This window comes from Pseudomonas sp. AD21, assembly GCF_002878485.1.
Classification (GTDB): Bacteria; Pseudomonadota; Gammaproteobacteria; order Pseudomonadales; family Pseudomonadaceae; genus Aquipseudomonas.
Window position 1 is genome coordinate 82,339 of the sequence record NZ_NQYG01000010.1, and the last position, 24,784, is coordinate 107,122.

The following is a 24,784-nucleotide window of genomic DNA, read 5'->3' on the forward strand; positions in this document are numbered from 1 at the left end:
GGCGGGGCGCGGGATTATGCCTCAAGTGACGGCGTTTGGTGGATCATCGTGCGGATCTTGTTCGCCAGCACGTCAAGCGAAAACGGTTTGGCGACCATGTCCATGCCATCCTCCAGAAACCCCTGGCGCTCGGTGGCTTTCTGCGCATAACCGGTCATGAACAGCACTTTCAGGCCCGGGCGATGCTGACGGGCGATTTCCGCCAATTGGCGGCCGTTCATCCCCGGCAGGCCGACGTCGGTCACCAGCAGGTCCACGCGCAGATCCGATTCCAGCAATGGCAGAGCGGCACTGGCGTCGGCGGCTTCGTGGGCGAGGTAACCGAGTTCCTTGAGCAGGTCGAGGACCAGCATGCGCACCGCCGGGTCATCTTCGACCACCACTACGGTTTCCCCGGACCTGGCAGCCGGCGCGGTGCTGAGGGTTTCCACGATTGGCTGCTCGGGTTCCAGCAGATTCAGGCGCGGCAGGTACAGGCGCACGCACGTGCCCTGATCGGGCAGGCTGTCGAGGCTGACATGGCCGCCCGACTGTTGGGCGAAACCATAAATCATCGACAGCCCCAGCCCGGTGCCCTGGCCGATCGGCTTGGTGGTGAAGAACGGATCGAAGGCCTTGGCGCGCACCGACGGGGTCATGCCGGTGCCGTTGTCGCTGACCGCCAACATCAGATAGTCGCCGGCCTTGACCGGTTCGAGGGTGGTGATGTCGCTGCCGTCGAGGTAGACGTTGGCGGTTTCGATCAGCAGTTCGCCGCCATTGGGCATGGCGTCGCGAGCGTTGATCACCAGGTTGAGCAGGGCATTTTCCAGCTGGCTGACGTCGGTGCTGATCGCCCAGACATCCTCGGCGAGGCGCAGCGTAAGGTCGATCGGATCGCCCTTGGTGCGGCGGATCAAGTCTTCCAGCGAATGAATCAGCTCGTTGACGTCGAGGGTCTTGCGATCCAGCGACTGCCGACGCGAGAATGCCAGCAGGCGATGGGTCAGTGCCGCCGCCCGGTTGGCTGACGACACGGCCGCTTCGGTAAATCGTCCGATTTCATGTGAGCGACCATCGGCGATGTAGCGTTGCATCAGGTCGAGGCTGCCGATGATTCCGGTGAGCATGTTGTTGAAGTCGTGGGCGATACCGCCAGTGAGCTGGCCGACCGCTTCCATTTTTTGCGCATGGCGCAACGCATCTTCGGCGCGTTCGCGTTCGAACATTTCGTTCTGCAGACGCTGATTGGCCTGGGCCAGTTGTTCGGTGCGGGCGCTGACCCGCTCCTCCAGGGTTTCATTCAGATTGCGCAGGGCTTCTTCGGTCTTTTTACGTTCGGTCTCGTCGATCACGAAAATATAGAAACCATTGACCGCGCCATCGGCACCGTGGCGCGGCAGGTAATTCATCAATGCATGGCGGTTGCTACCGTCGCGGTGCGGGGTATACAGGCTGAACGAGCAGGACCGCCCGGCCAGCGCTTCGGCGATGTACGGCGCGCGCAGAAAGTAGGCTTCTTCGCCGATCACGTCGCGAATGGTGCGGCCGTACAACTCCTGCGGGGTGAGGCCGTACCAGTCCAGATAAGCGGCATTGTTCAGGCGGAAACGCTCCTCATGGTCGACATAACTGATGAGGATCGGCATCGCGTTGATGATCAGTTGCAACTCGGTCTGGCTCTGGCGCAGTGCCTGCTCGGTGTGTTTACGCTCGGTCAGGTCCAGCGCGGCGCCGAGGAACCGTACCGGGCGACCGTGGTGATCCTTGTAACAACGACCCCGGGCAAACACCCAGCGCAGTTCGCCGTCGGCGCGCAGCAGGCGATATTCCTCGGCGTATTCGGTGCCATGGGTGATGCAGTGCTTGATGCTGCGGGCGATCAGGGCGCGGTCTTCGGGATGCACGCCTTGCAGGTAATCACTGATCGGCAACTGGCTGGCCAGCGCCGGGTCGATGCCGTGCAGTTGCGCGAAATGGGCGTCGGCAATGAAGCGATCTTCGCCGATATTCCAGTCCCAGGTGCCGACCGCATCGGTGGCGGCCAGCGCCAGTTGCAGGCGTTCTTCGGTGTCGCGCTGGGCCTTGAGGCTTTCTTCGGAACGGCGTTGCAGTTCGAGGGCGATGCGTCGGCGTTCGTTGGTTTCAATGGCGGTCACCAGAATGCCGGCGACTTGCGCATTCTCGTCACGGATCGGGCTGTAGGTCAGGTCCAGCCAGAAGTCGGATTCCTTCCCTTCGCGTTGCAGGGTAAATCGCCGTTCGCTGTAGGTGCGCACCTGGCCTTGTAGGACGGCTCGATAAATCGGGTCGGTAAAGTCTTGAAGTTCCGGCCATATAAGATGCGCCGGCTGTCCGAAAGCGTGTGGATGCTTGCTGCCAGCCAGCATCGCAAAGCCGTTGTTGTAGATCTGCGTGAGCTGCGTGCCCCACAACAGCAGCATCGGCATCGGCGAGTGAATCACGATGTCCACCGCGGTGCGCAGGCTTTGTGGCCAGGTGCCGGCAGCGCCCAACGGCGTACGAGTCCAGTCGGTGCGGGCGATCAAGGCTTGGGCGTCGTCGGGGGAGGGAGCTGGGTTCATCACGTCTATCCTGAGCGTCGGTCAGTGCGTCGGCGTCTACTATTCTTGCACTTGCGGTAGACGCTGTATGACCCATTACGTCACGACACTGGGTCATTTCTGTTCATTGAATGCTGCGCGGGTGCTTTTTGCCATGGAAATCGATGCACTGTTGATCCGCCTGTCGAGCCAGCACGGCTCCGACCTGTTCCTCTCCACTGGCGCGCCGCCCAGTGCGCGCATCGACGGGGTGCTGACGCCGTTCAGCGAGCGGCCGTTCAAACCGGGTGAGGTCCAGGCCATCGCCAACTCCCTGATGGACGCCGAGCAGCGGCGCGAGTTCGATCGGGAACTGGAAATGAACCTGGCGATTTCGCGCACCGGTGTCGGGCGTTTTCGCCTGAACATCTTCAAACAACGCAACGACGTGTCAATCGTGATCCGCAACGTCAAGCTTGATATCCCGCGCTTCGAAGACCTCAAGTTACCTCCGGTGCTGCTGGAAACGGTGATGCTCAAGCAGGGGTTGATCCTGTTCGTCGGTGCCACCGACTCCGGCAAATCCACCTCGTTGGCCGCGCTGATCGATCACCGCAACCGGCACAGCAGCGGGCACATCATCACCATCGAAGACCCGGTGGAGTATATCCATCGGCACAAGCGCTCGATCATCAACCAGCGCGAAGTCGGGGTCGATACCCGCAGTTTCCAGGCCGCGCTGAAAAACACCCTGCGCCAAGCTCCGGATGTGGTGCTGATCGGCGAAATCCGTGACCGCGAAACCATGGAACATGCCCTGACGTTTGCCGACACCGGGCATCTGGTGCTGTCGACACTGCACGCGCACAACGCCAATCAGGCGCTGGACCGTATCGTCAATCTGTTCCCCGAAGAACGCCGCCCGCAGTTGCTGCATGCGCTGGGCAACAATCTCAAGGCGTTTGTCTCGCAACGGCTGGTGCGCACCCTCGACGGGCAGCGGCGGGCGGCGGTCGAGGTGATGTTGGGCACGCCGACCATCGCCGACCTGATCCGCCGCAACGAGTTGGGCGAACTCAAGGGCATCATGGACAAATCGGCCGAAGTCGGGATGCAGACCTTCGATGCGGCGCTGTACGCGCTGGTGGTGGAGGGTGTAATCAGCGAAGACGAGGCGCTCAAGCATGCCGACTCACAAAACAATCTGCGCCTGCGCCTGAAGCTGCATGCCGAGGCGGCGCCGACGCCGGCACCACCGGCATCGGGCGAATGGGGCTTGATGGATTGACACCTCACCCTTGTGGGAGCGGGCTTGCTCGCGAAAGCGGTGTATCAGTAAACGATGATGTCGACTGACACTCCGCCTTCGCGAGCAAGCCCGCCCCCACAAGGGGATGGCGTGCTAATCCGATAGCTCCGGGCGATTGCGAAACTGCTCCAATGCCTCGGGATTGGCCAGCGCATCGGTGTTTTTCACCGGCTCACCGTGCACCACATTGCGCACGGCGAGTTCGACCACTTTGCCGCTGATGGTGCGCGGGATGTCGGTGACGGTCACGATCTTCGCCGGCACATGGCGCGGTGTGGTGTTGGCGCGGATCACCTGGCGGATCTGTTGTTGCAGGTTGTCATCCAGCGCCACGCCATCCTGCAGGCGCACAAACAGCACCACGCGCACATCGTCCTGCCATTGCTGCCCGATGGCTACGCTGTCCAGCACCTGCGGGACTTTCTCGACCTGACGATAGATTTCCGCCGTGCCGATGCGCACGCCACCGGGGTTGAGTACGGCGTCGGAGCGGCCGTGAATCAGCATCCCGCCGTGGGGCAATTGCTCGGCGTAATCGCCCTGGGCCCAGACGCCGGGGAACAGGCTGAAATAGGATTTGCGCAGCTTTTCGCCATCGTCATCGTGCCAAAGCCCGACGGGCATCGCCGGGAAATGCCGGGTGCAGACCAGTTCACCTTTCTCGCCAATGACGGCGACGCCCGCGTCGTTCCACACTTCAACCGCCATGCCCAGGCTTTTGCCCATGATTTCGCCACGGCGCACGGCCGACATCGGGTTACCGTTGACGAAACACGACACCACATCGGTGCCGCCCGACATCGACGCCAGGCACACGTCGCGCTTGAAGTCGCGGTAGACGAAGTCGTAGCTCTGCGGTGACAGCGCCGAACCGGTGCAGAGCAAGGTCTTCAGACTGCGCAGGTCATGGCTTTGCGCAGGCTTGACGCCGCTGCTCTCCAGCGTCGCCAGAAACTTGGGGCTGGTGCCGAACACGCTGATGCGCTCATCGTCGATCAGGTCGAGCAGGCGTTGGTTATCCGGATGAAACGGTGAGCCGTCATACAGCACCACCGCGCTGCCGACCGCGAGGGCCGAGACCAGCCAGTTCCACATCATCCAGCCGCAAGTGGTGTAGTAGAACAGTCGGTCACCGGGGCCGAGATCGACGTGCAGGCCGTGCTCCTTGGCATGCTGCAACAGCACGCCACCGGTGCTGTGCACGATGCATTTGGGCACGCCGGTGGTGCCGCTGGAATACAGCACGTAGAGCGGGTGCTTGAACGGCACCGGGACGAAACGCGGTTCGCCGCCGGGCTGGTAGAAGTCGTCCCACAACGTCACGTTGGCGTGAGTGCGGTAATCCCCGGCGCGGGCCTGTTCGCGGGCGTAGGGCACGATGATCAGTTGTTGCAGCGACGGTAGCTGCGCGAGGATTTGATTGACCTTGGTGGTCTGGTCGATGTCTTTGCCGGCGTAACGGTAACCGGCGCAGGTGACCAGCACCTTGGGCTCGATCTGGCCGAAACGGTCGATCACCCCGTGGGTGCCGAAGTCCGGCGACGAGCACGACCAGATCGCGCCGAGGCTGGTGGTCGCGAGCATTGCCACAAGGGTCTGCCAGGTATTGGGCATACACGCCGCCACGCGGTCGCCGAGGCCTATACCTGCGGCTTGCAGACTGGCTTGAAAACCGGCGACGTGCTCGGCCAGCTCGGCCCATGTCAGCTGTTCGCGCTGACCGTTTTCCGCCACGGCAATCACCGCCACGGCATCGTCACGGCGGCGCAGCAAGTGTTCGGCAAAGTTCAGGGTCGCGCCGGGAAACCACTCGGCGCTGGGCATCTGCGCGCCCTCACGCAGGACGGCGTCGGGCTGGGTGTGAAAGCGGATGTCGAAAAAGTCGACGATCGCCTGCCAGAACGCTTCGCGTTGTTCGACGCTCCAGCGGTGCAGGTCGTTGTAGCTGCTCAGGGCCAGGCCATGACGCTGATTGATGTCGCGCCGCAACTGATCCATGCGCGATTGGGCGATACGCTCGGCATCGGGTTGCCAGAGGATGTCGGACATTGGTTTGCCTCTTGTTATCTGATTCATACATACAAGCCCGCGTGGTACATCCATCTTTTGTAGGAGTGAGCCTGCTCGCGATGACGGTGTATCAGCCAACATCAATGTTGAATGTCAGTCCGCTATCGCGAGCAGGCTCGCTCCTACAAGGGCGCAGCATTACTGCGCCAACCAACCCCCATCAATATTCCACGCGGCGCCCCGCACCTGGCTGCCAGCCTCGCTGCACAAGAACAGCACTAGTTCCCCCAGATGCTGTGGCGTGACGAATTCCAGTGACGGCTGTTTCTCGGCCAGCAGATCATGCTGCGCCTGCTGCGGGTCGACACCCTTGGCCGCACGGTCGTCGATCTGTTTTTGCACCAGCGGCGTCAGCACCCAGCCCGGGCAGATCGCGTTGCAAGTGACGTTGCTGGTCGCCGTCTCCAGGCCAACCACTTTGGTCAGACCGATCACCCCGTGTTTGGCCGCGACATACGCAGCCTTGCCGGTCGAACCGACCTGGCCGTGCACCGAAGCAATGTTGACGATCCGCCCCCAGCCTTTGGCGCGCATCCCCGGCAGGCTCAGACGGGTGCTGTGGAACACCGACGACAGGTTGATCGCGATAATCGAATCCCAGCGCTCCACCGGAAATTCCTCCACGGCCGCCACATGCTGGATCCCGGCGTTGTTGACCAGAATGTCGACGCCGCCGAATTCGCGTTCGGCGTAAGCGATCATCTCGGCAATCTGCACCGGATCGCTGACGTCGGCCGGGTGATGCCCGACCTTGCCGCCGAACTGGCCGACTTCGGCGATGACGCTCGATGCATCGCCGAAACCGTTGAGAATCAGGTTGGCGCCGGCCTTGGCCAGGCTCAGGGCGATGCCCAGACCGATGCCGCTGGTGGAGCCGGTAACCAGTGCGGTCTTGCCCGAAAGAGTGGTCATGAATACCTCACACAATGCCAGTGGCGTAGAAAGTGCCGATCACTACAAAGACCGCCAGGGTCTTGATCAGCGTAATACAGAAAATGTCTTTATAGGCTTCGCGGTGGGTCAGACCGGTGACCGCCAGCAAGGTGATCACCGCGCCGTTGTGCGGCAGAGTGTCCATGCCGCCGCTGGCCATGGCGGCAACGCGGTGCAGCACTTCCAGCGGTATGTTCGCCGCATGCGCCGCGGCGATGAACTGCTCGGACATCGCCGCCAGCGCAATGCTCATGCCGCCCGACGCCGAGCCGGTGATGCCCGCCAGCAGGGTCACGGTGATCGCTTCGTTGACCAGCGGATTGGGGATTTGCTTGAGCCAGTCGGCCAGCACCAGGAAGCCCGGCAACGAGGCAATCACCGCGCCGAAACCGTATTCCGAAGCGGTGTTCATCGCCGCCAGTAGCGCGCCGCTGACCGCACTCTTGCTGCCCTCCCCGAGTTTGCTGCGGATCGCCTTGAAGCCGAACGCCAGCACCAGCAGGATGCCGATCAGCAACGCCGCTTGCACCGCCCAGATCGCGGTGAGTTTGGCGATTTCCGTGGTCACCGGCGTGGCCATGCCCGGCAGCGCGAGGCTGTGAGTCTTGCCGTACCACTGCGGAATCCACTGGGTGAACAGCAGGTTCATGATGCCCACCGCCAGCAGCGGCGACAGGGCGATCCACGGGTTCGGCAACTTCAGGTCTTCGGCCGTTTCCGGTTCGTTACGCAACTCGGTGCCATAGCCTTCGCCGGCGCGCTGCGCCTTGTTGCGTTGGCGCTGGAGGAACAGCATGCCGGCGCAGAATACGAAAATCGTGCCGATCACGCCCAGCCACGGCGCGGCCCAAGCGGTGGTGTTGAAGAAGGTGCTGGGGATGATGTTCTGGATCTGTGGAGTGCCGGGCAGGGCGTCCATGGTGAACGAGAACGCGCCGAGGGCGATGGTCGCCGGGATCAGGCGTTTGGGGATATTGCTCTGGCGGAACATCTCCGCCGCGAACGGATAAACCGCAAACACCACGACGAACAGCGACACGCCGCCATAGGTGAGGAGGGCGCAGACCAGCACAATCACCAGCATCGCCTGCTGGGTGCCGAGCAGGCGAATGGCGGCGGCAACGATCGAACGGGAGAACCCCGACAACTCGATCAGTTTGCCGAACACCGCGCCGAGCAGGAATACCGGGAAATACAGTTTGATGAAACCGACCATTTTCTCCATGAACACACCGGTGAAGGCAGGGGCGACGGCGGACGGATCGGTGAGCAGGACAGCGCCGAGGGCGGCGATCGGGGCGAAGAGGATAACGCTGTAGCCACGGTAGGCGGCGAGCATCAGCAGCGCGAGGGCGGCCAAGGCAATGATCACACTCATGGTGTGTCTCCAGGGATTGTTATTGTTGTGGGTGAAGCGGGTGTGGGGAGGGCTTTAGCGAGATCTGTGCCAGATATTCAAGTTATTGAAATTTAAAGGTTTTATTTTTCTTGTGAGCGCGGTTTAGAAGTTTTGTCTCTTTTCTGAGATATTTTTGAATGTACTGACGTCTTCGCGAGCAAGCCCGCTCCCACACTCGGAATGCATTTCTCTGTGGGAGCGGGCTTGCTCGCGAAGCTTTGGCTGTTATCCTTTTATGGAGACTAATATCTCTTTATTGAGACTCGGTAATGCCCAAGGCCAGCATCTTCTTGTACAGCGTCGACCGCCCCAGCCCCAGGCGAGCAGCCGCCTCTGGCACCTTGCCTGCACATTGCGCGAGGGCGGACTCGATCAATTGGCGATCAAAACGCAGGCGCGCCTGGGCGAATGTCTCGTCTGCCAAAGGCTGAGGCGCCGGCACCGACGGGCGTTCAACCGGGGTAAAGGTGCCGATGGCGGCGCGAATATCCTCTGCGCTCAGGCTCAGGTCATCACTGAGCAGCGCCGCGCGCTCCAGCACATTACGCAACTCACGGATGTTCCCCGGCCACGCATGCTGGCCGAGCAGGTCCAGCGCCGCGCGGCTCAGTTCATGCTGACTGCGCAACTCTTCAAGGATCGCTTCGCTCAGCGCCGGCAGATCGTCAAGACGCTCGCGCAGCGGCGGAACATGGATCGGCAGCACGTTGAGGCGGTAATACAAGTCGGCGCGGAACTCGCCGCGCTTGATCGCGGCTTGCAGGTCGGTCGAAGTTGCTGCGATCACCCGCACATCGCTCTGGATCACGTCGTTGGAGCCGACCGGTTCGAATTCCTTTTCCTGCAGCACCCGCAGCAGTTTGCTTTGCAACGGCAGCGGCATGTCGCCGATCTCATCGAGAAACAGCGTACCGCCCTGGGCGATCTGCAACTTGCCGGTACGACCCTTGCGGTCGGCGCCGGTAAACGCGCCGGGCGCGGTGCCGAAAAACTCGGCTTCCAGCAACGCTTCGGGAATCGCCGCGCTGTTGATGCTGACGAAGGCTTTGTGCGCGCGTGGCGAGGCACTGTGAATCGCCTGGGCCAGCAACTCCTTGCCAGTGCCGGTTTCGCCGAGCAGCAACACCGCTGACTCGGCGCTGGCGCTGCGTCGGGCGCGGCGTTTGACTTCGAGACTGGCGGTGCTGGTGCCAATGAAATGGGCGAAGTTGTATTTGGTCTGCCGGGCCCGCAGCAGGGAACGGGTCGAAGCCAGCTCCTCCTGCATGCTCAGGTAGCGCTTGAGCATCGGCGACAGCGTGCGCAACTCATCGAACAGGGCAAAACCGATTGCCCCGATCACCGCGCCGGCATCGTCGTGGATCGGCAGGGGCATCACCACCAGCGGCTCTTTGGGTGTGTCCTGCATGTCCAGCAGGATCGGCCGGCCGGTGCGCACCACTTCGCGCAGCAAACTGCCGGGGATCACGCTTTCGCAGGGTTGGCCGATGGCTTTTTTCGCCGACTCAAGACCAAAGCGCCGGGCATAGCGCTCGTTCATCCAGACGATGTTGGCATCACGATCGACAATCACCGTGCCTTCGCTGGACTGCTCGATGATCTCGAACAGCGAGCGGATCGCCAGCGTGCGAACGCGTTGGTAGTCCTTGAGGCTTTCGGTGGTGTTCATGGGCGGGTTGATCCGGAACTTGGGTGGTTGGTAAGGGCCTCTTCGCGAGCAAGCCCGCCCCCACATTTGAAATGCATTCCCATGTGGGAGCGGGCTTGCTCGCGAAGGCCGCGACTCGGTATCAAGGCAAGCGCCGATTATGCCTACCCCGGATGCGCCGCCGCCAACAGCTCCTTGGTGTACGGATGCTGCGGCGAATCGAACACATCATGGCTGGCACCGCGCTCGACCACTTTGCCATCCTTGATCACGATCATGTCATGCGCCAGCGCCCGCACCACCGCCAGGTCGTGGCTGATGAACAAATAGGTCAAGCCGTGTTTTTCCTGAAGGTCGCGGAGCAGGGCGACCACCTGTTTCTGCACGGTCCGGTCGAGGGCCGAAGTCGGCTCGTCGAGCAGAATCAACGCCGGTTTCAGCACCAGTGCGCGGGCGATGGCGATGCGCTGGCGCTGGCCGCCGGAAAACTCGTGCGGGTAGCGATGGCGGCTTTGTGGGTCGAGGCCGACTTCCTTGAGCACGCGGATTACCTGTGCGTCGCATTCCTCGGCGCTGGACTGACAATGCACCTCCAGTCCTTCGCTGATGATTTGCGCCACTGACATACGTGGGCTGAGGCTGCCGAACGGGTCCTGAAACACCACCTGCATCTGCCGGCGCCACGGTCGCAACTGTTTCTGATCGAGACCGTCGAGGGCTGCGCCCTGGAAACGGATGCTGCCCGCGGAATCAAGCAGCCGCAGAATGGCCTGGCCCAGGGTTGACTTGCCCGAACCGGATTCGCCGACAATGCCCAGGGTTTTACCACGCTGGATATTCAGGCTGATGCCGTCCACCGCGCGCAGGTATTGCTTGCGCTGGAACAGCCCGCCACCGACGACGAACTCGACCCGCAGATCATCGACTTCCAGTACGTTCTCGCGCTCGTCCCGGGGCAATGCTTCGCCCTCCGGTTCGGCGTTGAGCAGCACGCAGCTGTACGGGTGCTTCGGTTCGGTAAACAGGGTTTCGCACGGCGCCTGCTCGACGATCTCGCCAGACTTCATCACGCACACCCGTTGCGCAATGCTGCGCACCAGATTGAGGTCGTGGCTGATCAGCAGCAGCGACATACCCAGGCGTTGTTGCAAGGATTTGAGCAGCAGCAGGATCTTGCGCTGCACCGTCACATCGAGCGCGGTGGTCGGCTCGTCGGCAATCAGCAGTTCCGGCTCGCAGGCCAGGGCCATGGCAATCATCACCCGTTGCCGCTGACCGCCGGACAGTTGATGCGGATAGGCCTTGAGGCGCTCCTTGGGTTTCTGAATGCCCACCAGTTCCAGCAGTTCGAGAATCCGCTGTTGCGCCGCTTTACCGCCCAGGCCCCGATGCACCAGCAGGGTTTCGCCGATCTGCTTTTCAATGGTGTGCAGGGGATTGAGCGAGGTCATCGGCTCCTGGAAGATCATCGCGATACGGTTGCCGCGCAGTTCGCGCAGCACCTTCGGATCGGCACCGACCAGTTCCTGGCCACGATAGCGAATGCTGCCAATGGTTTGCGCATCGCCTTCGGGGAGCAATTGCAGGATCGAATGCGCGGTTACCGACTTGCCCGAACCCGACTCGCCGACCAGCGCCAGGCATTCACCGGGACGGATGTCCAGGCACAGGTTGCGCACCGCTGGCTGGCCATGGAAGGCGACATTCAGGTCACGGATTTCGATCAGATTATCAGTCATGGTTGCACTTCAGGATCGTGGATCGAACGCGTCGCGTAACGCTTCGCCAATGAACACCAGCAAGGACAGAATCAGCGCCAGGGTGAAAAACGCCGTCAGCCCGAGCCACGGAGCTTGCAGGTTCTGCTTGCCCTGACCGATCAGCTCGCCCAGCGAGGCGCTGCCGGCCGGCATGCCAAAACCGAGGAAGTCGAGGGCAGTGAGGGTGGAAATCGCCCCGGTCAGAATGAACGGCAGGTAACTCAGCGTCGCGTTCATCGCATTGGGCAGGATGTGCCGGAAAATCACCTTGCTGTCGCTCAGGCCGAGGGCGCGAGCGGCTTTTACGTATTCCAGGTTGCGCCCGCGCAGGAACTCGGCGCGCACCACATCCACCAGCGCCAGCCACGAAAACAGCGCCATGATGCCCAGCAGCCACCAGAAGTTCGGTTCGACGAAACCGGACAGGATGATCAGCAGGTACAGCACCGGCAACCCGGTCCAGACCTCCAGCAGACGTTGCCCGAGCAGGTCGACCCAGCCGCCGTAGTAGCCTTGCAGGGCGCCGGCAGCAATGCCGATCAGCGCGCTGATGGCGGTCAGCATCAGGGCAAACAGGATCGACACCCGAGCACCGAAAATCACCCGCGCCAACACGTCGCGTGCCTGATCGTCAGTGCCCAGCCAGTTGACCTTCGAAGGTGGGCTCGGCGCGGGCTGATTGAGGTCGTAGTTAGGCGTGTCATCGCTGAACGGAATCGGCGGAAATACCAGCCAGCCACCGTCCTTGCGGATCAGGTTCTGCACATAGTCGCTACGGTAATCGGCCTGGAACGGCAGTTGCCCGCCAAACTCCTGCTCGGTGTAACGCTTGAATACCGGGAAGTAGAACTGGCCCTGATAGCTGACGACCAGCGGTTTGTCGTTGGCGATCAGTTCGCCGCCCAGCGTCACGATGAACAGTCCGATGAACAGCCATAGCGACCACCAGCCACGGCGGTTTTTCTTGAATCGCGCGAAACGGCGACGGCCCAGAGGCGAGAGCTTGAACATCAGGCGTTCCTCGCGGCGAAGTCGATACGCGGATCGACCAGGGTGTAGCACAGGTCGCCGATCAGTTTTATCAAGAGGCCGAACAGGGTGAAGATGAACAGTGAGCCGAACACCACCGGGTAGTCACGGGACACCGCCGCCTCGTAACTCATGCGGCCGAGACCGTCGAGGGAGAAGATCACTTCGATCAGCAGCGAGCCGGCAAAGAACACGCTGATGAACGCCTGCGGAATCCCCGAGACCACCAGCAGCATCGCGTTGCGGAACACGTGGCCGTAGAGCACGCGGCGTTCGCTCAGGCCTTTGGCGCGGGCGGTGACCACATACTGGCGGGTGATTTCATTGAGGAACGAGTTCTTGGTGAGGATCGTCAGCGTGGCGAAACCGCCGATCACCAGCGCGGTCACCGGCAGCACCAGGTGCCAGAAGTAATCGGCGATCTTGCCCAGGGTCGACAGCGATTCGAAGTTGTCGGAGACCAGCCCGCGCACCGGGAACCAGTTCAGTGAGGTGCCACCGGCAAACACCACGATCAGAAACATCGCAAACAGAAACGCCGGCATTGCGTAGCCGATGATGATCGCGGTGCTGCTCCAGATGTCGAAATGGCTGCCGTGATGTACCGCCTTGCGAATGCCCAGCGGGATCGACACCAGGTAGGTAATCAGCGTCGCCCACAGTCCCAGGGAGATGGTCACCGGCATTTTTTCGAGGATCAGGTCGGTGACCGTGGCACCGCGGAAAAAGCTTTTGCCGAAGTCCAGCCGCGCATAGTTCTTGAGCATCAGCCACAGGCGTTCATGCGCCGGTTTGTCGAAACCGTACTGCTTTTCGATGTCCTTGATCAGTTGCGGATCGAGGCCTCGGCTGGCGCGTGAGGTGCTGCTCATGGTCTCGCTGGCACCGCCACCGACACTGGCGCCGCCAATTCCCTGCAAATGGGCGATGGCCTGTTCGACCGGGCCGCCGGGCGCCGCCTGAATGATCACGAAATTGACCAGCAGAATGATCACCAGCGTCGGAATGATCAGCAGCAGGCGCCGCAGAATGTATGCCCACATCAGTGCGGTCCTCCGGGTCTGCCACGGCCGATCTTCTCGGCGGTCATCTGCTGGTTGGTCAGCGGCGTGCTGCTGATCTCCCACCAGCTCTCGATGGCTTCGTCATTGCTGGCCTGTATAGCCGGCATGCCGAAGCGGTTCCACCAGACGGTGGAGGTGCCCGGCGGGTAATAGTTGGGGATCCAGTAATAGTTCCATTGCAGCACCCGGTCCAGCGCATGGGCGTAGTGCAACATGTCGCTCTGCGTCGAGGCGCGGATCAAGCCGTTGATCAAGCTGTCGACCGCCGGGTTCTTCAGCACCATGTAGTTGTTGGCGCCGGGGTCGTTGGCTGAAATCGAACCGAAGTAATTGAGCAACTCGCCACCCGGAGAGGTGGTGACCGGATAGCCAGTGACGATCATGTCGTAGTCGCGGCTCATCAGGCGATTGACGTATTGCGAGGAGTCGATGCGACGGATGTTGAGGTCGATGCCGATCTGCTTCAGCGTGCGCTTATAAGGCAGGAGCAAACGGTCCATGCCGTTCTGGCTGACCAGAAAGGTGAAACTCAATGGCTCGCCTTCGGCGTTGACCAGTTGGTCGCCATCAGGTTTCCAGCCGGCCTGTTCCAGCAACTGCAGCGCTTGCAACTGTTTGTCGCGGATCAAGCCGCTGCCATCGGTTTTCGGCGCTTCGAAGACCTGGCTGAAGACTTCATCGGGAATCTGCCCGCGCAGCGGTTCGAGGATCTTCAGTTCCGCCGCATCCGGCAACTCGCGGGCAGCCAGCGCGGAATTGGAGAAGTAGCTCTGCTGGCGGATGTACATATTGCGCATCATCTGCCGGTTGCTCCACTCGAAATCCCAGAGCATCGCCAGCGCCTGGCGCACCCGGCGATCCTGGAACATCGGCTTTTGCAGATTGAACACGAAACCCTGGGCCGATTGCGGGGCTTCGGTGGCGAGGTGGGCCTTCTGCAAACGGCCGTCGCTCAGCGCGGGGCTGTCGTAGCCGATCGAGTAGCCAGTCGCGGAGAACTCGCGGTTGTAGTCATAGGCGCCGCCGCGCAGCACCTGGCGTGCGACATCGGTGTCGCCGAAATACTCGATGCTGAAGTGATCGAAGTTGTACAGGCCGCGACTGACCGGCAGGTCCTTGCCCCACCAGTCGGGGTTGCGTTCAAAGGTGATGCTGCGGCCGGAATCGACCTTGCCGACCCGATAGGGACCACTGCCCAGTGGCGGTTCATAGCCACCGCCACCGGCAAAGTCGCGGGTTTTCCACCAGCGCTCGGGAAACACCGGCAGGGTGGCGATGTCCAGCGGCAACGTGCGGTTCTCGTTGCTTTTGAAGTCGAAACGCACGGTCAGCGGCGCTTCCACTTCAACGCCTTTGACGTCGGCGAACTGCGTGCGATAGCGCAGGCTGCCCTGTGTCATCAACAAGTCATAGGTGTAGCGCACGTCTTCGGCGGTGATCGGTGTGCCATCGGCGAAGCGCGCCTTGGGATTGATGAAGAAGCGCAGGGACAGGCCATCCTCCGAGCGCTCCATCTTTTGCGCCACCAGTCCGTAGACGGTGTAAGGCTCGTCCATTGAACGCTGGGCCAGCGGTGAATAGAGCATGCCGTCAATCTGGGTGACGCCGATGCCTTTGTCTATATAAGGCAGGATGTGATCGAAATGACCGATTTCTATCGCCGAACGGCGCATTGTGCCGCCCTTGGGCGCCTGCGGATTGGTGTAGTCGAAGTGGCTGAAGCCGGCCGGGTATTTGGCAGGTTCGCCATAGACGGTCAACGCGTGTTGCGGGGTGGCGTCCACACCAGCGGCGCCCAACAGCAGGGCCACGGCAGTGAACAGCAGAGAAGGGAAAGCCAGTCGCATTGTCAGCCTTAAAGCCGGGTGATCGATAAGCGCAATTTGTACGCGAGCGGCGCGTCAGCCGCCAGCCGTATCCTGTAACCGAAACACAACGGCCCACCAGAAGGCGGGCCGTTGGGGCAGCAATCAGGCGACGGATCAGTCCTGGCGGCTGGTGACTTCGAGCAGGTGATAACCGAACTGGGTCTTCACCGGGCCTTGCACGACGTTGATTGGCGCGCTGAATACCACGGTGTCGAATTCCTTGACCATCTGGCCAGGACCGAACGAACCCAGGTCGCCGCCCTGACGGCTGGACGGGCAGGTGGAGTTGGCCTTGGCGACTTCGGCGAAATCAGCGCCGCCTTCGATCTGGGCCTTGAGTTCGTTGCACTTGTCTTCGCTGGAAACCAGGATGTGGCGGGCAGTGGCTTTAGCCATGGGGAAACTCTCCAATCTATTTCAGTAAAATGTGGAGCCTACCGGATTCAGTAAGCGATTTCTCGGCAAAGTTCCACTTGGTACATTGGTTCGTGCTTACAGCTGCGCAGCCTTCAGGCGTATGGCGTGCTCTACATAGAGTTCGACGGGATCAAGGCCCGGTTTTCGCGGCCCGTCGGGGCGGCGCAGGCTGGCGAGGTGGTCGAAGGGGTAGTCGGAGCGGATGACCGTCCCCAGATGCGAGCTGTAGCGACCGACGAAACCATCGTTCTGCCCGGCATCCACGACAAAATGTTCCGACATTGCCCGGCAGATGGCATGCACCGGGTCGAGTGTCTGCAGCCAATCGTCTTGCAGCGTGCCGCTCCAGGAGTAGTAGCGGACGTCATTGACCCGTTCCGCGCCGTGACCACCCCAGATCGCGGGCAAGCCTTGCGGGTACTTGCTGTTGAATTCGCCGACACCCGCAGTCGTCAGGGCGTTGAGTGCCGCGACGGCATTGCGCGGTAGCGCCGGCTGACCGCTGAGCAGCGAGAGGAAGTCGGCGATCCGGGTCGCGATTTGCTCTGCCACCTGCTCCGGCAGGCGCCCCGGTATCAAAGCCATACGCAATGCGTCAGCCAGTTCCGAACCGTGATTGGGGCCACTGACGGACGTCACAGAGGCCACGTTCTTTGGCATCAGTGCAGCGGCGTAACGGCAGGCCAGCGCACCCTGACTATGCCCGATCAGGTTGACCTTGCCGGCGCCGGCGCCGGTGCCTTGCAGCACCCGCTCGATCTGCAGCATTAATTGCTGGCCGCGTACTTCGTTGTCATGGGTCGCAGACAGCTGTGGCACAAATACTTGGCCGCCGGCCTCCCGCAGTGCTTGTTTGACATCATGAAAAAGCTCGAAGCGACCGATACGGTCAAATCCGAACAGGCCATGGACCAAAAGGATGGGGTAGCGTGTTGTCGCATTCCGTTGCATGTTCCTGCCTCTTTTGCAGATGCTTGTCAGTGGTTGATGCGTGCCACTGTAAAACAGGCCTGCGGGGCGGCGATGTCTGAAAAGTCCTCGGAATTGCCAGGAATCTGGACTAAAAACTGTACGAACTTTCGATTCTGCTTGAGGGGGGAGTCGGAACATTTGGCAATCTTTTGTCCTGTTTCCACGCAAACGCTGCCGGATGCCTACGCCCCGTGGTGTGTTTACCTCAGGCTTGTAATGCTTTGGGCTGACTTCATTCATTCACTGGAAGGTATTCAATGGCTTTCGTTCGACGCTGCCGTGATGGCGGCGTTTTATCCAAGGAATGGAGCCACGAATGTTTATGTACGAAGCCACTACCGACTGTTCTTCAATACTCGCGGCAAATACTTCTTCGATGTCGATTGGCTCTGACGCAGGGCCCCAACTGAGTTTGAGGGTGGACGGTGAGAACCTCGAATTCAGCTATCGACCAGCGTGCGCCCCCATACCATCTTCAGTCCGGTGTCTGGCCGCGCCGATGCTTGAGGTGCTGGAGGGTGGGATGCTCGATCCATCCCTGAGCGAGGCTGTTGTCAGGGTTGCGCCTTATCCGAACATGCTGTGCGGCGACAAGCTGGTGCTGCGCTGGGAAGGTCTCGATGCCGAAGGGGTGATCTACCGACATGAAGTTTTTCGCTCAGTAAGCGAAGAATTGGTGGGGCAGGAAATCGTGTTTGTCATAAAGGGCGTACACGTCGCAACGCTGGAGTGCGGTTCGCTGCAGGTTTACTGGACGCTGTACAGCGTCGCGCTGCCCGAGCCGGTGTCATCTGCTCGTTTGCAACTGGATGTGGGCGATCCGGAACCGGAGCTGCTTGCACCGATCATCGAAGATTCGGTGGGTGGCACGCTTGATCCGGCCCGTGTTCCACAGGGCACCAGCGTCACTGTGCGACCTTATGCGCGGATGGCTGCTGGTGATCGGGTCATTCTGTCCTGGCAAGGCTCTGCCGAGGGGCCAGCGTTCGACGATGCGTTAACGGTGGAGCATTTTGCCGTTGGCGCAGCGCTGTCTTTCTGGATAAGCGCAGATCGCTTCGCGCCTCACTCCACACTGGAAGCAAGTGTCAGCTACCGGGTCGAATCAGGAGACGCGCAGGTGAGGCGCTCCGTAAACTCCCGAATTTTGATCGCGCCGCTGATTCGAGGCGATCTTGCGGCGCCGCAAGTTCTGGAAGCGCAAGACGGTGAGCTGGACGCAGCAGATGCTGTGGACGGCGTTACCGTGGTGATCGGTAATGCGCAGGCAGAGGAAGGGGAGTTGGTGTATCTCAAGTGCAATGGTGAGTATTTCAGTCATCGTGATGACCGCGATATCACTCGGGAGATCGCCGGCCAGCCACTGGTATTTATCGTGCCTTACCGCTTCTGGCGAGAGCACCGGGAAACCGTGGTGCAGGTGTCGTATTCGGTGGAGCGCCTGGATAATGTCAGCCAGGCGTCTGGTGTAACCCGCATCCGGGTGCGGGCGTAACCCTGTGTTGGTGTTCTGAACAATGGTTCAACCTTTGCGGGATTCTGCTTCGCCCGCAAAGGTTGTTCTGAGGTTCAGGCCTGAGGACGGGCCCGAAGACGTTCGGCTGCGCTCGACAGCAACTGTTCCGTTGCGCTGAATCCCAGGCAACCGTCGGTGACCGATACGCCATAGCGCAGAGCAGCGCTCAAAGTCTGGCAGCCCTCGAACAGATGGGACTCGATCATCATGCCAACCAAGGAGCGATCACCTTGCAAGCGTTGCTCGAGCACGTCGTTGAATATTTCGGGCTGGCGCAGTGGATCCTTGCCGCTGTTGGCGTGGCTGCAGTCGACCATGATCCGGCTCGGAATCTTCAGGCGGCTCAAGTCGGCATGTACCCGTGCCACGCTGCCGCGATCGTAGTTCGGACCGTGATGACCGCCGCGCAGCACTATGTGAGTGTCGGGGTTGCCCGGGGTCTGGATGATCGCCGGGTGCCCTTGGCTGTCGACGCCGAAATGCCGATGCGGGTGTGCTGCCGAACGCATGGCGTCGACGGCTACGGTCACACCACCGTCAGTGCCGTTCTTGAAACCAACGGGCATGCTCAGGCCGCTGGCCATTTCGCGATGGATCTGCGATTCGGTCGTGCGTGCGCCGATGGCAACCCAGCCAAGCAGGTCATCGAAGTAGCCGGCAGCCATTGGCTGCAGCAGTTCGGTGGCGATGGGCAGTCCCAGACGGACCATCTCGAGCATCAGTTCGCGCGACAGGATCAGGCCGGCGGCCATGTCATCGCTGCCGTCCAGGTGTGGGTCATAGGCCAGGCCTTTCCAGCCAACCGTGGTGCGTGGTTTTTCGACATAGGCACGCATGACCAGCAGCATTTCGTCACTGATATCTTGTGCCAGGCGGGAGAGTTTTTCGGCGTATTCGAGCGCGGAGCGCGGGTCGTGAATCGAACAAGGGCCGACGACGACCAGCAGGCGATGGTCTTCGCCGTTGAGGATTGCGCGGATCGCCTGGCGGTGGGCGGCGACTTGCCGGGCGAGAGCATTGCTCAGTGGCAATTGCTGCTTGAGCTGCAACGAGCTGGGCAGGCGCAGGGTCAGCGCTTCGTTGGCAGAGTTGACCGCGGACAGTGGCAGAGCAGAAGCAGACGAGTTCATATTCGGGATTCCTGGGCTGGCGGCGGGTCTTCCCGCTCACTCGGCCCTACTGGGGTGTTCGACAATTGGCCGTATTGGCTGCGTGTGTGTGCTTGCCACCTGTGGGTGACCGATCGGAGGCGGCAGGCTGTCCCGAGCGGAGGCTGCTAAATCGCCAGGCGGTAAAACTGTCGTAACGGTAATAAGTGGCGTAGTTCATGTCGTGATTCCTCAAAGTGTCTGGTGTGTTGCTGAAAAAAGTTGGGGCCGGAAAAAACAAAACCCCCGGTCGGGAGGCCGACCGGGGGTTGAGAATTCTCTGGTAGGCGACCCGTTTACATGGGCGCCGTGTGGGTATCAGGCGCGCCAGTGGCTAAACCAATACCCAAAATAAAAGCTGGCTGGAGCGCAAACGTCGTTCACCCGGGCAGCCGCAACCGAGCGCAGTGCGCTGGCGGAACGAAGCTGTGAGAGGGCGTTGAACATGGTTTGTCTCCGATGAATGCGCCGAGCTTACTAGAGGCCCGTACGCCTGAGCAATCAGAAATTGCTATCGCTCATTCAACGCGTTACCTATCGCTTGAGTGCCGCAGGCGTTGTGACACACTGGATGTTTTGTCACAAACCCAAGGATGATTCATGTCGATGCTCACTGTCGCAGCAGCCCAATCATTTTCCGTCGCCGGTGATCTGGCCGCGAACATCGCCGGTCATTTGCGCTTGATGGCTGCAGCGGCGGAGCAGGGCGTAGAGCTTCTGGTGTTCCCGGAACTGTCCCTGACTGGCTACGAAAACCAGATGGCCGCAGACATGGCGATCGATCCGCAGGACTCGGTGCTGCAACCCTTGCGTGATTGCGCCCGAGAACTGGGCATCAGTACTGTCGTCGGCATGCCGATTCGTCTGAAGGGCAGTTCGCAGGTGTTGATCGGTGCTTTGACGTTAAGCAAGGACGGCTCTCTTGAGATTTACAGCAAACAGCATCTGCACGCTGGCGAAGAGCGTTTCTTTGCCCCCGGGTCTGGTGGCTCGACCTTGCGGATAGGCAGCGATACCGTGGCATTGGCTGTCTGCGCGGATTTTTCTCACGCCAGCCACGCGGCAACGGCTGCCGGTCTTGGTGCTGACCTGTACGCGGCAGGTGTGCTGATTGGGGACAGTGGCTATGGCGTGGATAGCGCGATGCTACAGGGTTACGCCGGACACCACGCGATGGCGGTGCTGATGACCAATCATGCCGGGCTCACGGGTGGCTGGCAGTCGGCAGGGCGCAGCGCGTTCTGGTCTGAAAGCGGGACGTTGATCGTTGCCGCACCCGGGCCTGGTGAGTTGTTGGTGGTCGCCCGGCGTGATGCCGATGGCTGGCAGGGGTGGGTGGTTCCAGTGATGGTGGCGCAATGAGCTACAGTTTGCGTCGCGCACAACCGAATGACTTGGCATTTGCCCGTGACCTGGCGTGTCGGAACATGCTGCGTTATTACATTGATCACGACCTGCTTTGGCAGGACGAAGCATTCGATGTCGCCTGGTCCGGGCGTGACAACTGGTTGATCATTCGTGCTGAAGTCGCCGTGGGATTCTTCAGCCTCAGTCGGGATCGCCGGGCACTGTACATACGCGAGCTGCAAGTGACTGAAGCCTTTCGCGGGCAGGGTGCAGGATCGTGGGCGCTTGATCAGGTTATCGCTATGGCCTGTACTGAAGGACTCCCGGCGTTGCGTCTGACCGTATTCAAAAATAATCCGGCGCAAAGTCTGTATAAGAGAAAAGGCTTGAAGGTGTGCGGCGAGGACGAGTGTTTCCTGAGGATGCAGCTCGATTTCGGTACATCTGTGCTCTGAAACCCACGGCTGGCAAGCCCTCGATGATGAATTGAAACTTTTTAAATGCTGCTTGCCGCTAGGTCTGTCCGGCACTTTTTGCTAAGGTGTCGGGCATCCCAATAAGACCAATTCGCGAGGTGTCTGCTTGATTAGGGTGCTAGTGGTCGATGACCATGATCTCGTTCGTACAGGCATTACACGTATGCTGGCCGATATCGATGGCTTGCAGGTGGTTGGCCAGGCCGAATCCGGGGAAGAATCCCTGATCAAGGCCCGTGAGTTGAAACCGGATGTGGTCCTGATGGACGTCAAGATGCCCGGTATCGGTGGTCTTGAGGCCACGCGCAAGCTGTTGCGCAGTCATCCGGACATCAAGGTCGTCGCCGTCACAGTGTGCGAGGAAGATCCGTTCCCGACACGTCTGTTGCAGGCCGGTGCTGCCGGCTACCTGACCAAGGGCGCGGGTTTACCGGAAATGGTCCAGGCCATTCGGCTGGTATTTGCCGGGCAGCGTTACATCAGTCCGCAGATTGCCCAGCAACTGGCAATCAAGTCGTTCCAGCCCACCAATGATTCGCCTTTCGATGCCTTGTCCGAACGGGAAATCCAGATCGCATTGATGATTGTCGGCTGCCAGAAGGTGCAGATTATCTCCGACAAGCTCTGCCTGTCGCCGAAAACGGTGAACACTTACCGCTACCGGATCTTCGAAAAGCTGTCGATCAGCAGCGATGTCGAACTGACGTTGTTGGCTGTGCGCCACGGCATGGTTGATGCCAGCGCCTGATCATGACTGAAACATTCGATTCCGGCGCCTTTCTGGCGACTGTCAGTGGGCGTCCCGGCGTCTATCGCATGTTCGACAGCGAGGCGCGTCTGCTTTACGTCGGCAAGGCCAAGAACCTCAAGAAGCGCCTTGCCAGCTATTTCCGCAAGACCGGGCTGGCGCCGAAAACTGCAGCGTTGGTCGGGCGTATCGCGCAGGTCGAAACGACGATCACGGCCAACGAAACCGAAGCGTTGCTGCTTGAACAGACCCTGATCAAGGAGTGGCGCCCGCCGTACAACATTCTGTTGCGCGACGATAAGTCCTATCCCTATGTGTTTCTCTCCGACGGCCAATTTCCGCGGCTGAGCATCCATCGCGGCGCAAAGAAGGCCAAGGGCAAGTATTTCGGCCCGTACCCGAGCGCCGGGGCCATCCGCGAAAGCCTCAGCCTGTTGCAAAAAACCTTTTTTGTCCGTCAGTGCGAAGACAGTTACTACAAGAACCGCACGCGCCCGTGCCTGCAATATCAGATCAAACGTTGCAAGGCGCCCTGTGTCGGTCTGGTCGAACCTGAAATCTACGCCGAGGATGTTCGCCATTCGGTGATGTTTCTTGAGGGCCGCAGTCACGCACTGACCAATGAGCTCTCTACGGCGATGGAAGAAGCGGCGATCAATCTCGAATTCGAGCGCGCCGCAGAGTTGCGTGACCAGATTGCCTTGCTGCGCCGGGTTCAGGATCAGCAAAGCATGGAAGGCGGCACGGGTGACATCGACGTCATTGCCGCCTTCGTCAACCCGGGCGGCGCCTGCGTTCATTTGATCAGTGTGCGTGGCGGGCGGGTGCTGGGCAGCAAGAACTTTTTTCCGCAGGTGGGTATTGAAGAAGAGGTTGCTGAAGTCATGGCCGCGTTCCTTGGTCAGTACTTCATCAGCAGTCCGGAGCGCGACTTGCCGAGCGAGTTGATCGTCAACGTGGTTCCAGAGGACGCAACGGCGCTGATCGAAGCCATTCACGAGTTGCGCGGTCGAGAACTGACCATCAGTCATCGCGTGCGTGGCACGCGGGCACGCTGGCAACAATTGGCGGTCACCAATGCCGAGCAGGCGCTGGGCGCACGTCTGGCCAACCGCCAACACACGGCTGCGCGCTTCGATGCGCTCGCCGAAGTGCTGAACCTGGATGAACCACCACAGCGCCTGGAATGCTATGACATCAGTCATTCCAGTGGTGAAGCAACCGTTGCGTCCTGTGTCGTGTTCGGTCCGGAAGGCGCAATCAAGTCCGATTACCGTCGCTACAATATTGAAGGCGTCACTGCAGGCGATGACTATGCCGCCATGCACCAGGCATTGACCCGCCGTTTCAGTAAACTGAAGGACGGGGAGGGCAAGTTGCCGGACATCCTGTTAGTGGACGGCGGCAAGGGGCAGCTGTCGATGGCGCGTGACGTGCTGAACGAACTGGCGGTGCCTGATCTCATTCTCTTGGGTGTGGCCAAGGGCGCAACGCGCAAGGCCGGATTCGAAACTTTGTATCTTAATGATGCTGCGCACGAGTTCACGCTTCGCGGCGACTCGCCGGCGCTGCATCTGATCCAGCAGATTCGCGACGAAGCCCACCGCTTCGCGATTACCGGACACCGCGCAAGGCGCGGTAAAACCCGCCGCACCTCAACGCTGGAAGGCGTTGCGGGCGTGGGGCCGACCCGACGTCGGGACCTGTTGAAACATTTTGGTGGATTGCAGGAGCTGTCTCGTGCAAGCATCGAAGAGATCGCCAAAGCACCGGGGATCAGTAAAAAGCTCGCAGAGTCGATTTATGCAAACCTGCATAGCGAGTAGAATGCCAACTCACCTCGTAGCCAGTTGTGCCGATGAATATCCCTAATCTGATTACCGTTCTACGCGTCCTGCTCATCCCGATCTTCATTTTGCTGTTTTACCTGCCTTACCAGTGGAGTTACATGGCCTCCGCCTCGGTATTCGCCTTTGCGGCGGCCACTGACTGGCTGGATGGTTATCTGGCTCGTCGCCTGGAGCAAAGTACGCCGTTTGGCGCCTTCCTTGATCCTGTCGCCGACAAATTGATGGTGGCAGTGGCGTTGGTGCTACTGGTGCAGGAACACGGCAACTTGTGGCTGACACTTCCCGCCGCAGTCATTATTGGCCGTGAGATCGTGGTATCGGCCTTGCGTGAATGGATGGCCGAACTCGGTGCTCGCGCCCACGTGGCGGTGTCCAATCTCGGCAAGTGGAAAACCGCCGCCCAGATGCTGGCGCTGGTGATCCTGCTGGCCAACCCGCGCGACTTCAGCTTTTGGGTCTTGCTGGGTTACGCCTTGTTGCTGGTCTCGGCAGGCCTGACATTGTGGTCGATGGTTCAATACCTGCGCGCTGCCTGGCCGCATCTGAAAACCGACGTTGAAAAGAAATAAAACTTTTTTGAATCAAAGGGTTGACGGGGCTTCTGAAATCTATAGAATGCGCCACACCAAGCGGGAATAGCTCAGTTGGTAGAGCACGACCTTGCCAAGGTCGGGGTCGCGAGTTCGAGTCTCGTTTCCCGCTCCAATT

General features: G+C 60.6%; 20 protein-coding genes and 1 tRNA gene. 9 read left to right on the forward strand and 12 right to left on the reverse strand.

Going from position 1 to position 24,784, the window contains the following annotated elements; genetic code table 11:
• Positions 1-14 precede the first annotated feature (14 nt).
• A complete protein-coding gene (locus PseAD21_RS08885) occupies positions 15-2,564 on the reverse strand; it encodes a PAS domain-containing sensor histidine kinase (RefSeq protein WP_102355362.1) in 2,550 nt (849 codons plus the stop codon).
• 133 nt (positions 2,565-2,697) lie between these two features.
• Here PseAD21_RS08885 and PseAD21_RS08890 point away from each other — a divergent pair, with 133 nt between their 5' ends.
• Positions 2,698-3,810 carry a PilT/PilU family type 4a pilus ATPase gene (locus tag PseAD21_RS08890; RefSeq protein ID WP_102355363.1) on the forward strand — a complete coding sequence of 371 codons (1,113 nt, stop codon included), beginning with the start codon at positions 2,698-2,700 and terminating at the stop codon, positions 3,808-3,810.
• Between the two features lie 114 nt (positions 3,811-3,924).
• Here PseAD21_RS08890 and PseAD21_RS08900 read toward each other — a convergent pair whose 3' ends face one another.
• The 10 genes from PseAD21_RS08900 to PseAD21_RS08945 all read right to left on the reverse strand — a co-directional run bounded on the left by PseAD21_RS08900 (position 3,925) and on the right by PseAD21_RS08945 (position 16,970).
• On the reverse strand, positions 3,925-5,880 hold the full coding sequence (locus tag PseAD21_RS08900) for an acetoacetate--CoA ligase (protein WP_102355364.1): 1,956 nt from the start codon (positions 5,878-5,880) through the stop codon (positions 3,925-3,927).
• Between the two features lie 159 nt (positions 5,881-6,039).
• Positions 6,040-6,813 (reverse strand): 3-hydroxybutyrate dehydrogenase, encoded by a 774-nt coding sequence (gene hbdH / locus PseAD21_RS08905; RefSeq protein WP_102355365.1) that lies wholly within the window; start codon positions 6,811-6,813, stop codon positions 6,040-6,042.
• Between the two features lie 7 nt (positions 6,814-6,820).
• A complete protein-coding gene (locus PseAD21_RS08910) occupies positions 6,821-8,212 on the reverse strand; it encodes a GntP family permease (RefSeq protein ID WP_102355366.1) in 1,392 nt (463 codons plus the stop codon).
• Positions 8,213-8,486: 274 nt separating this feature from the next.
• A complete protein-coding gene (locus tag PseAD21_RS08915; RefSeq protein ID WP_102355367.1) occupies positions 8,487-9,902 on the reverse strand; it encodes a sigma-54-dependent Fis family transcriptional regulator in 1,416 nt (471 codons plus the stop codon).
• 143 nt (positions 9,903-10,045) lie between these two features.
• Positions 10,046-11,620 (reverse strand): ABC transporter ATP-binding protein, encoded by a 1,575-nt coding sequence (locus PseAD21_RS08920; protein ID WP_102355368.1) that lies wholly within the window; start codon positions 11,618-11,620, stop codon positions 10,046-10,048.
• 9 nt (positions 11,621-11,629) lie between these two features.
• Complete coding sequence (locus PseAD21_RS08925; RefSeq protein ID WP_102355369.1) at positions 11,630-12,652, reverse strand: ABC transporter permease; 1,023 nt, start codon at positions 12,650-12,652, stop codon at positions 11,630-11,632.
• Positions 12,652-13,713: a microcin C ABC transporter permease YejB gene (locus tag PseAD21_RS08930; RefSeq protein WP_102355370.1), complete on the reverse strand. Its 1,062-nt coding sequence runs from the start codon at positions 13,711-13,713 to the stop codon at positions 12,652-12,654. The genes PseAD21_RS08925 and PseAD21_RS08930 overlap by 1 nt, the downstream gene beginning before the upstream one ends.
• Entirely contained in the window at positions 13,713-15,581 is a 1,869-nt protein-coding gene (locus tag PseAD21_RS08935) for an extracellular solute-binding protein (RefSeq protein WP_102355371.1), read from the reverse strand. The genes PseAD21_RS08930 and PseAD21_RS08935 overlap by 1 nt, the downstream gene beginning before the upstream one ends.
• Before the next feature lie 135 nt (positions 15,582-15,716).
• Complete coding sequence (locus PseAD21_RS08940) at positions 15,717-15,998, reverse strand: peptidylprolyl isomerase (RefSeq protein ID WP_007912303.1); 282 nt, start codon at positions 15,996-15,998, stop codon at positions 15,717-15,719.
• A 96-nt stretch (positions 15,999-16,094) separates the two neighbouring features.
• Positions 16,095-16,970 (reverse strand): triacylglycerol lipase, encoded by an 876-nt coding sequence (locus PseAD21_RS08945; RefSeq protein WP_102355372.1) that lies wholly within the window; start codon positions 16,968-16,970, stop codon positions 16,095-16,097.
• Here PseAD21_RS08945 and PseAD21_RS29750 point away from each other — a divergent pair.
• Together PseAD21_RS29750 and PseAD21_RS08950 are read left to right on the forward strand one after the other, a co-directional pair.
• Complete coding sequence (locus PseAD21_RS29750; RefSeq protein ID WP_178082107.1) at positions 16,881-17,384, forward strand: hypothetical protein; 504 nt, start codon at positions 16,881-16,883, stop codon at positions 17,382-17,384. The genes PseAD21_RS08945 and PseAD21_RS29750 overlap by 90 nt on opposite strands.
• Positions 17,385-17,514: 130 nt before the next feature.
• Complete coding sequence (locus PseAD21_RS08950) at positions 17,515-18,486, forward strand: hypothetical protein (RefSeq protein WP_256588112.1); 972 nt, start codon at positions 17,515-17,517, stop codon at positions 18,484-18,486.
• A 74-nt stretch (positions 18,487-18,560) separates the two neighbouring features.
• Here the strand turns inward: PseAD21_RS08950 and PseAD21_RS08955 are convergent, their stop codons facing one another.
• Positions 18,561-19,637 (reverse strand): 3-deoxy-7-phosphoheptulonate synthase, encoded by a 1,077-nt coding sequence (locus tag PseAD21_RS08955; protein ID WP_102355374.1) that lies wholly within the window; start codon positions 19,635-19,637, stop codon positions 18,561-18,563.
• A 618-nt stretch (positions 19,638-20,255) separates the two neighbouring features.
• On the opposite strand from PseAD21_RS08955, the gene PseAD21_RS08960 reads away from it, so the two are divergent.
• The 6 genes from PseAD21_RS08960 to PseAD21_RS08985 all read left to right on the forward strand — a co-directional run bounded on the left by PseAD21_RS08960 (position 20,256) and on the right by PseAD21_RS08985 (position 24,781).
• Positions 20,256-21,017 (forward strand): carbon-nitrogen hydrolase family protein, encoded by a 762-nt coding sequence (locus PseAD21_RS08960; protein ID WP_102355375.1) that lies wholly within the window; start codon positions 20,256-20,258, stop codon positions 21,015-21,017.
• On the forward strand, positions 21,014-21,457 hold the full coding sequence (locus PseAD21_RS08965) for a GNAT family N-acetyltransferase (RefSeq protein ID WP_102355376.1): 444 nt from the start codon (positions 21,014-21,016) through the stop codon (positions 21,455-21,457). Before PseAD21_RS08960 ends, PseAD21_RS08965 begins: the two co-directional genes overlap by 4 nt.
• Positions 21,458-21,584: 127 nt before the next feature.
• Positions 21,585-22,226, forward strand: a complete 642-nt coding sequence (gene uvrY, locus PseAD21_RS08970; RefSeq protein ID WP_024012761.1) for a UvrY/SirA/GacA family response regulator transcription factor — start codon at positions 21,585-21,587, stop codon at positions 22,224-22,226.
• Between the two features lie 2 nt (positions 22,227-22,228).
• Positions 22,229-24,052 carry an excinuclease ABC subunit UvrC gene (gene uvrC, locus PseAD21_RS08975; RefSeq protein WP_102355377.1) on the forward strand — a complete coding sequence of 608 codons (1,824 nt, stop codon included), beginning with the start codon at positions 22,229-22,231 and terminating at the stop codon, positions 24,050-24,052.
• Between the two features lie 32 nt (positions 24,053-24,084).
• A complete protein-coding gene (gene pgsA, locus PseAD21_RS08980; protein ID WP_102355378.1) occupies positions 24,085-24,645 on the forward strand; it encodes a CDP-diacylglycerol--glycerol-3-phosphate 3-phosphatidyltransferase in 561 nt (186 codons plus the stop codon).
• A 60-nt stretch (positions 24,646-24,705) separates the two neighbouring features.
• Positions 24,706-24,781 (forward strand) — tRNA-Gly (locus PseAD21_RS08985).
• The last annotated feature ends 3 nt before the right edge of the window (positions 24,782-24,784 follow it).

Coding starts and splice junctions, on each gene's coding strand:
- PseAD21_RS08885 (WP_102355362.1), bottom strand. CDS start 2,564: ATGAACCCAGCTCCCTCCCCCGACGACGCCCAAGCCTTGATCGCCCGC.
- PseAD21_RS08890 (WP_102355363.1), top strand. CDS start 2,698: ATGGAAATCGATGCACTGTTGATCCGCCTGTCGAGCCAGCACGGCTCC.
- PseAD21_RS08900 (WP_102355364.1), bottom strand. CDS start 5,880: ATGTCCGACATCCTCTGGCAACCCGATGCCGAGCGTATCGCCCAATCG.
- hbdH (WP_102355365.1), bottom strand. CDS start 6,813: ATGACCACTCTTTCGGGCAAGACCGCACTGGTTACCGGCTCCACCAGC.
- PseAD21_RS08910 (WP_102355366.1), bottom strand. CDS start 8,212: ATGAGTGTGATCATTGCCTTGGCCGCCCTCGCGCTGCTGATGCTCGCC.
- PseAD21_RS08915 (WP_102355367.1), bottom strand. CDS start 9,902: ATGAACACCACCGAAAGCCTCAAGGACTACCAACGCGTTCGCACGCTG.
- PseAD21_RS08920 (WP_102355368.1), bottom strand. CDS start 11,620: ATGACTGATAATCTGATCGAAATCCGTGACCTGAATGTCGCCTTCCAT.
- PseAD21_RS08925 (WP_102355369.1), bottom strand. CDS start 12,652: ATGTTCAAGCTCTCGCCTCTGGGCCGTCGCCGTTTCGCGCGATTCAAG.
- PseAD21_RS08930 (WP_102355370.1), bottom strand. CDS start 13,713: ATGTGGGCATACATTCTGCGGCGCCTGCTGCTGATCATTCCGACGCTG.
- PseAD21_RS08935 (WP_102355371.1), bottom strand. CDS start 15,581: ATGCGACTGGCTTTCCCTTCTCTGCTGTTCACTGCCGTGGCCCTGCTG.
- PseAD21_RS08940 (WP_007912303.1), bottom strand. CDS start 15,998: ATGGCTAAAGCCACTGCCCGCCACATCCTGGTTTCCAGCGAAGACAAG.
- PseAD21_RS29750 (WP_178082107.1), top strand. CDS start 16,881: ATGAAAAAGCTCGAAGCGACCGATACGGTCAAATCCGAACAGGCCATG.
- PseAD21_RS08945 (WP_102355372.1), bottom strand. CDS start 16,970: ATGCAACGGAATGCGACAACACGCTACCCCATCCTTTTGGTCCATGGC.
- PseAD21_RS08950 (WP_256588112.1), top strand. CDS start 17,515: ATGCTCGATCCATCCCTGAGCGAGGCTGTTGTCAGGGTTGCGCCTTAT.
- PseAD21_RS08955 (WP_102355374.1), bottom strand. CDS start 19,637: ATGAACTCGTCTGCTTCTGCTCTGCCACTGTCCGCGGTCAACTCTGCC.
- PseAD21_RS08960 (WP_102355375.1), top strand. CDS start 20,256: ATGTCGATGCTCACTGTCGCAGCAGCCCAATCATTTTCCGTCGCCGGT.
- PseAD21_RS08965 (WP_102355376.1), top strand. CDS start 21,014: ATGAGCTACAGTTTGCGTCGCGCACAACCGAATGACTTGGCATTTGCC.
- uvrC (WP_102355377.1), top strand. CDS start 22,229: ATGACTGAAACATTCGATTCCGGCGCCTTTCTGGCGACTGTCAGTGGG.
- pgsA (WP_102355378.1), top strand. CDS start 24,085: ATGAATATCCCTAATCTGATTACCGTTCTACGCGTCCTGCTCATCCCG.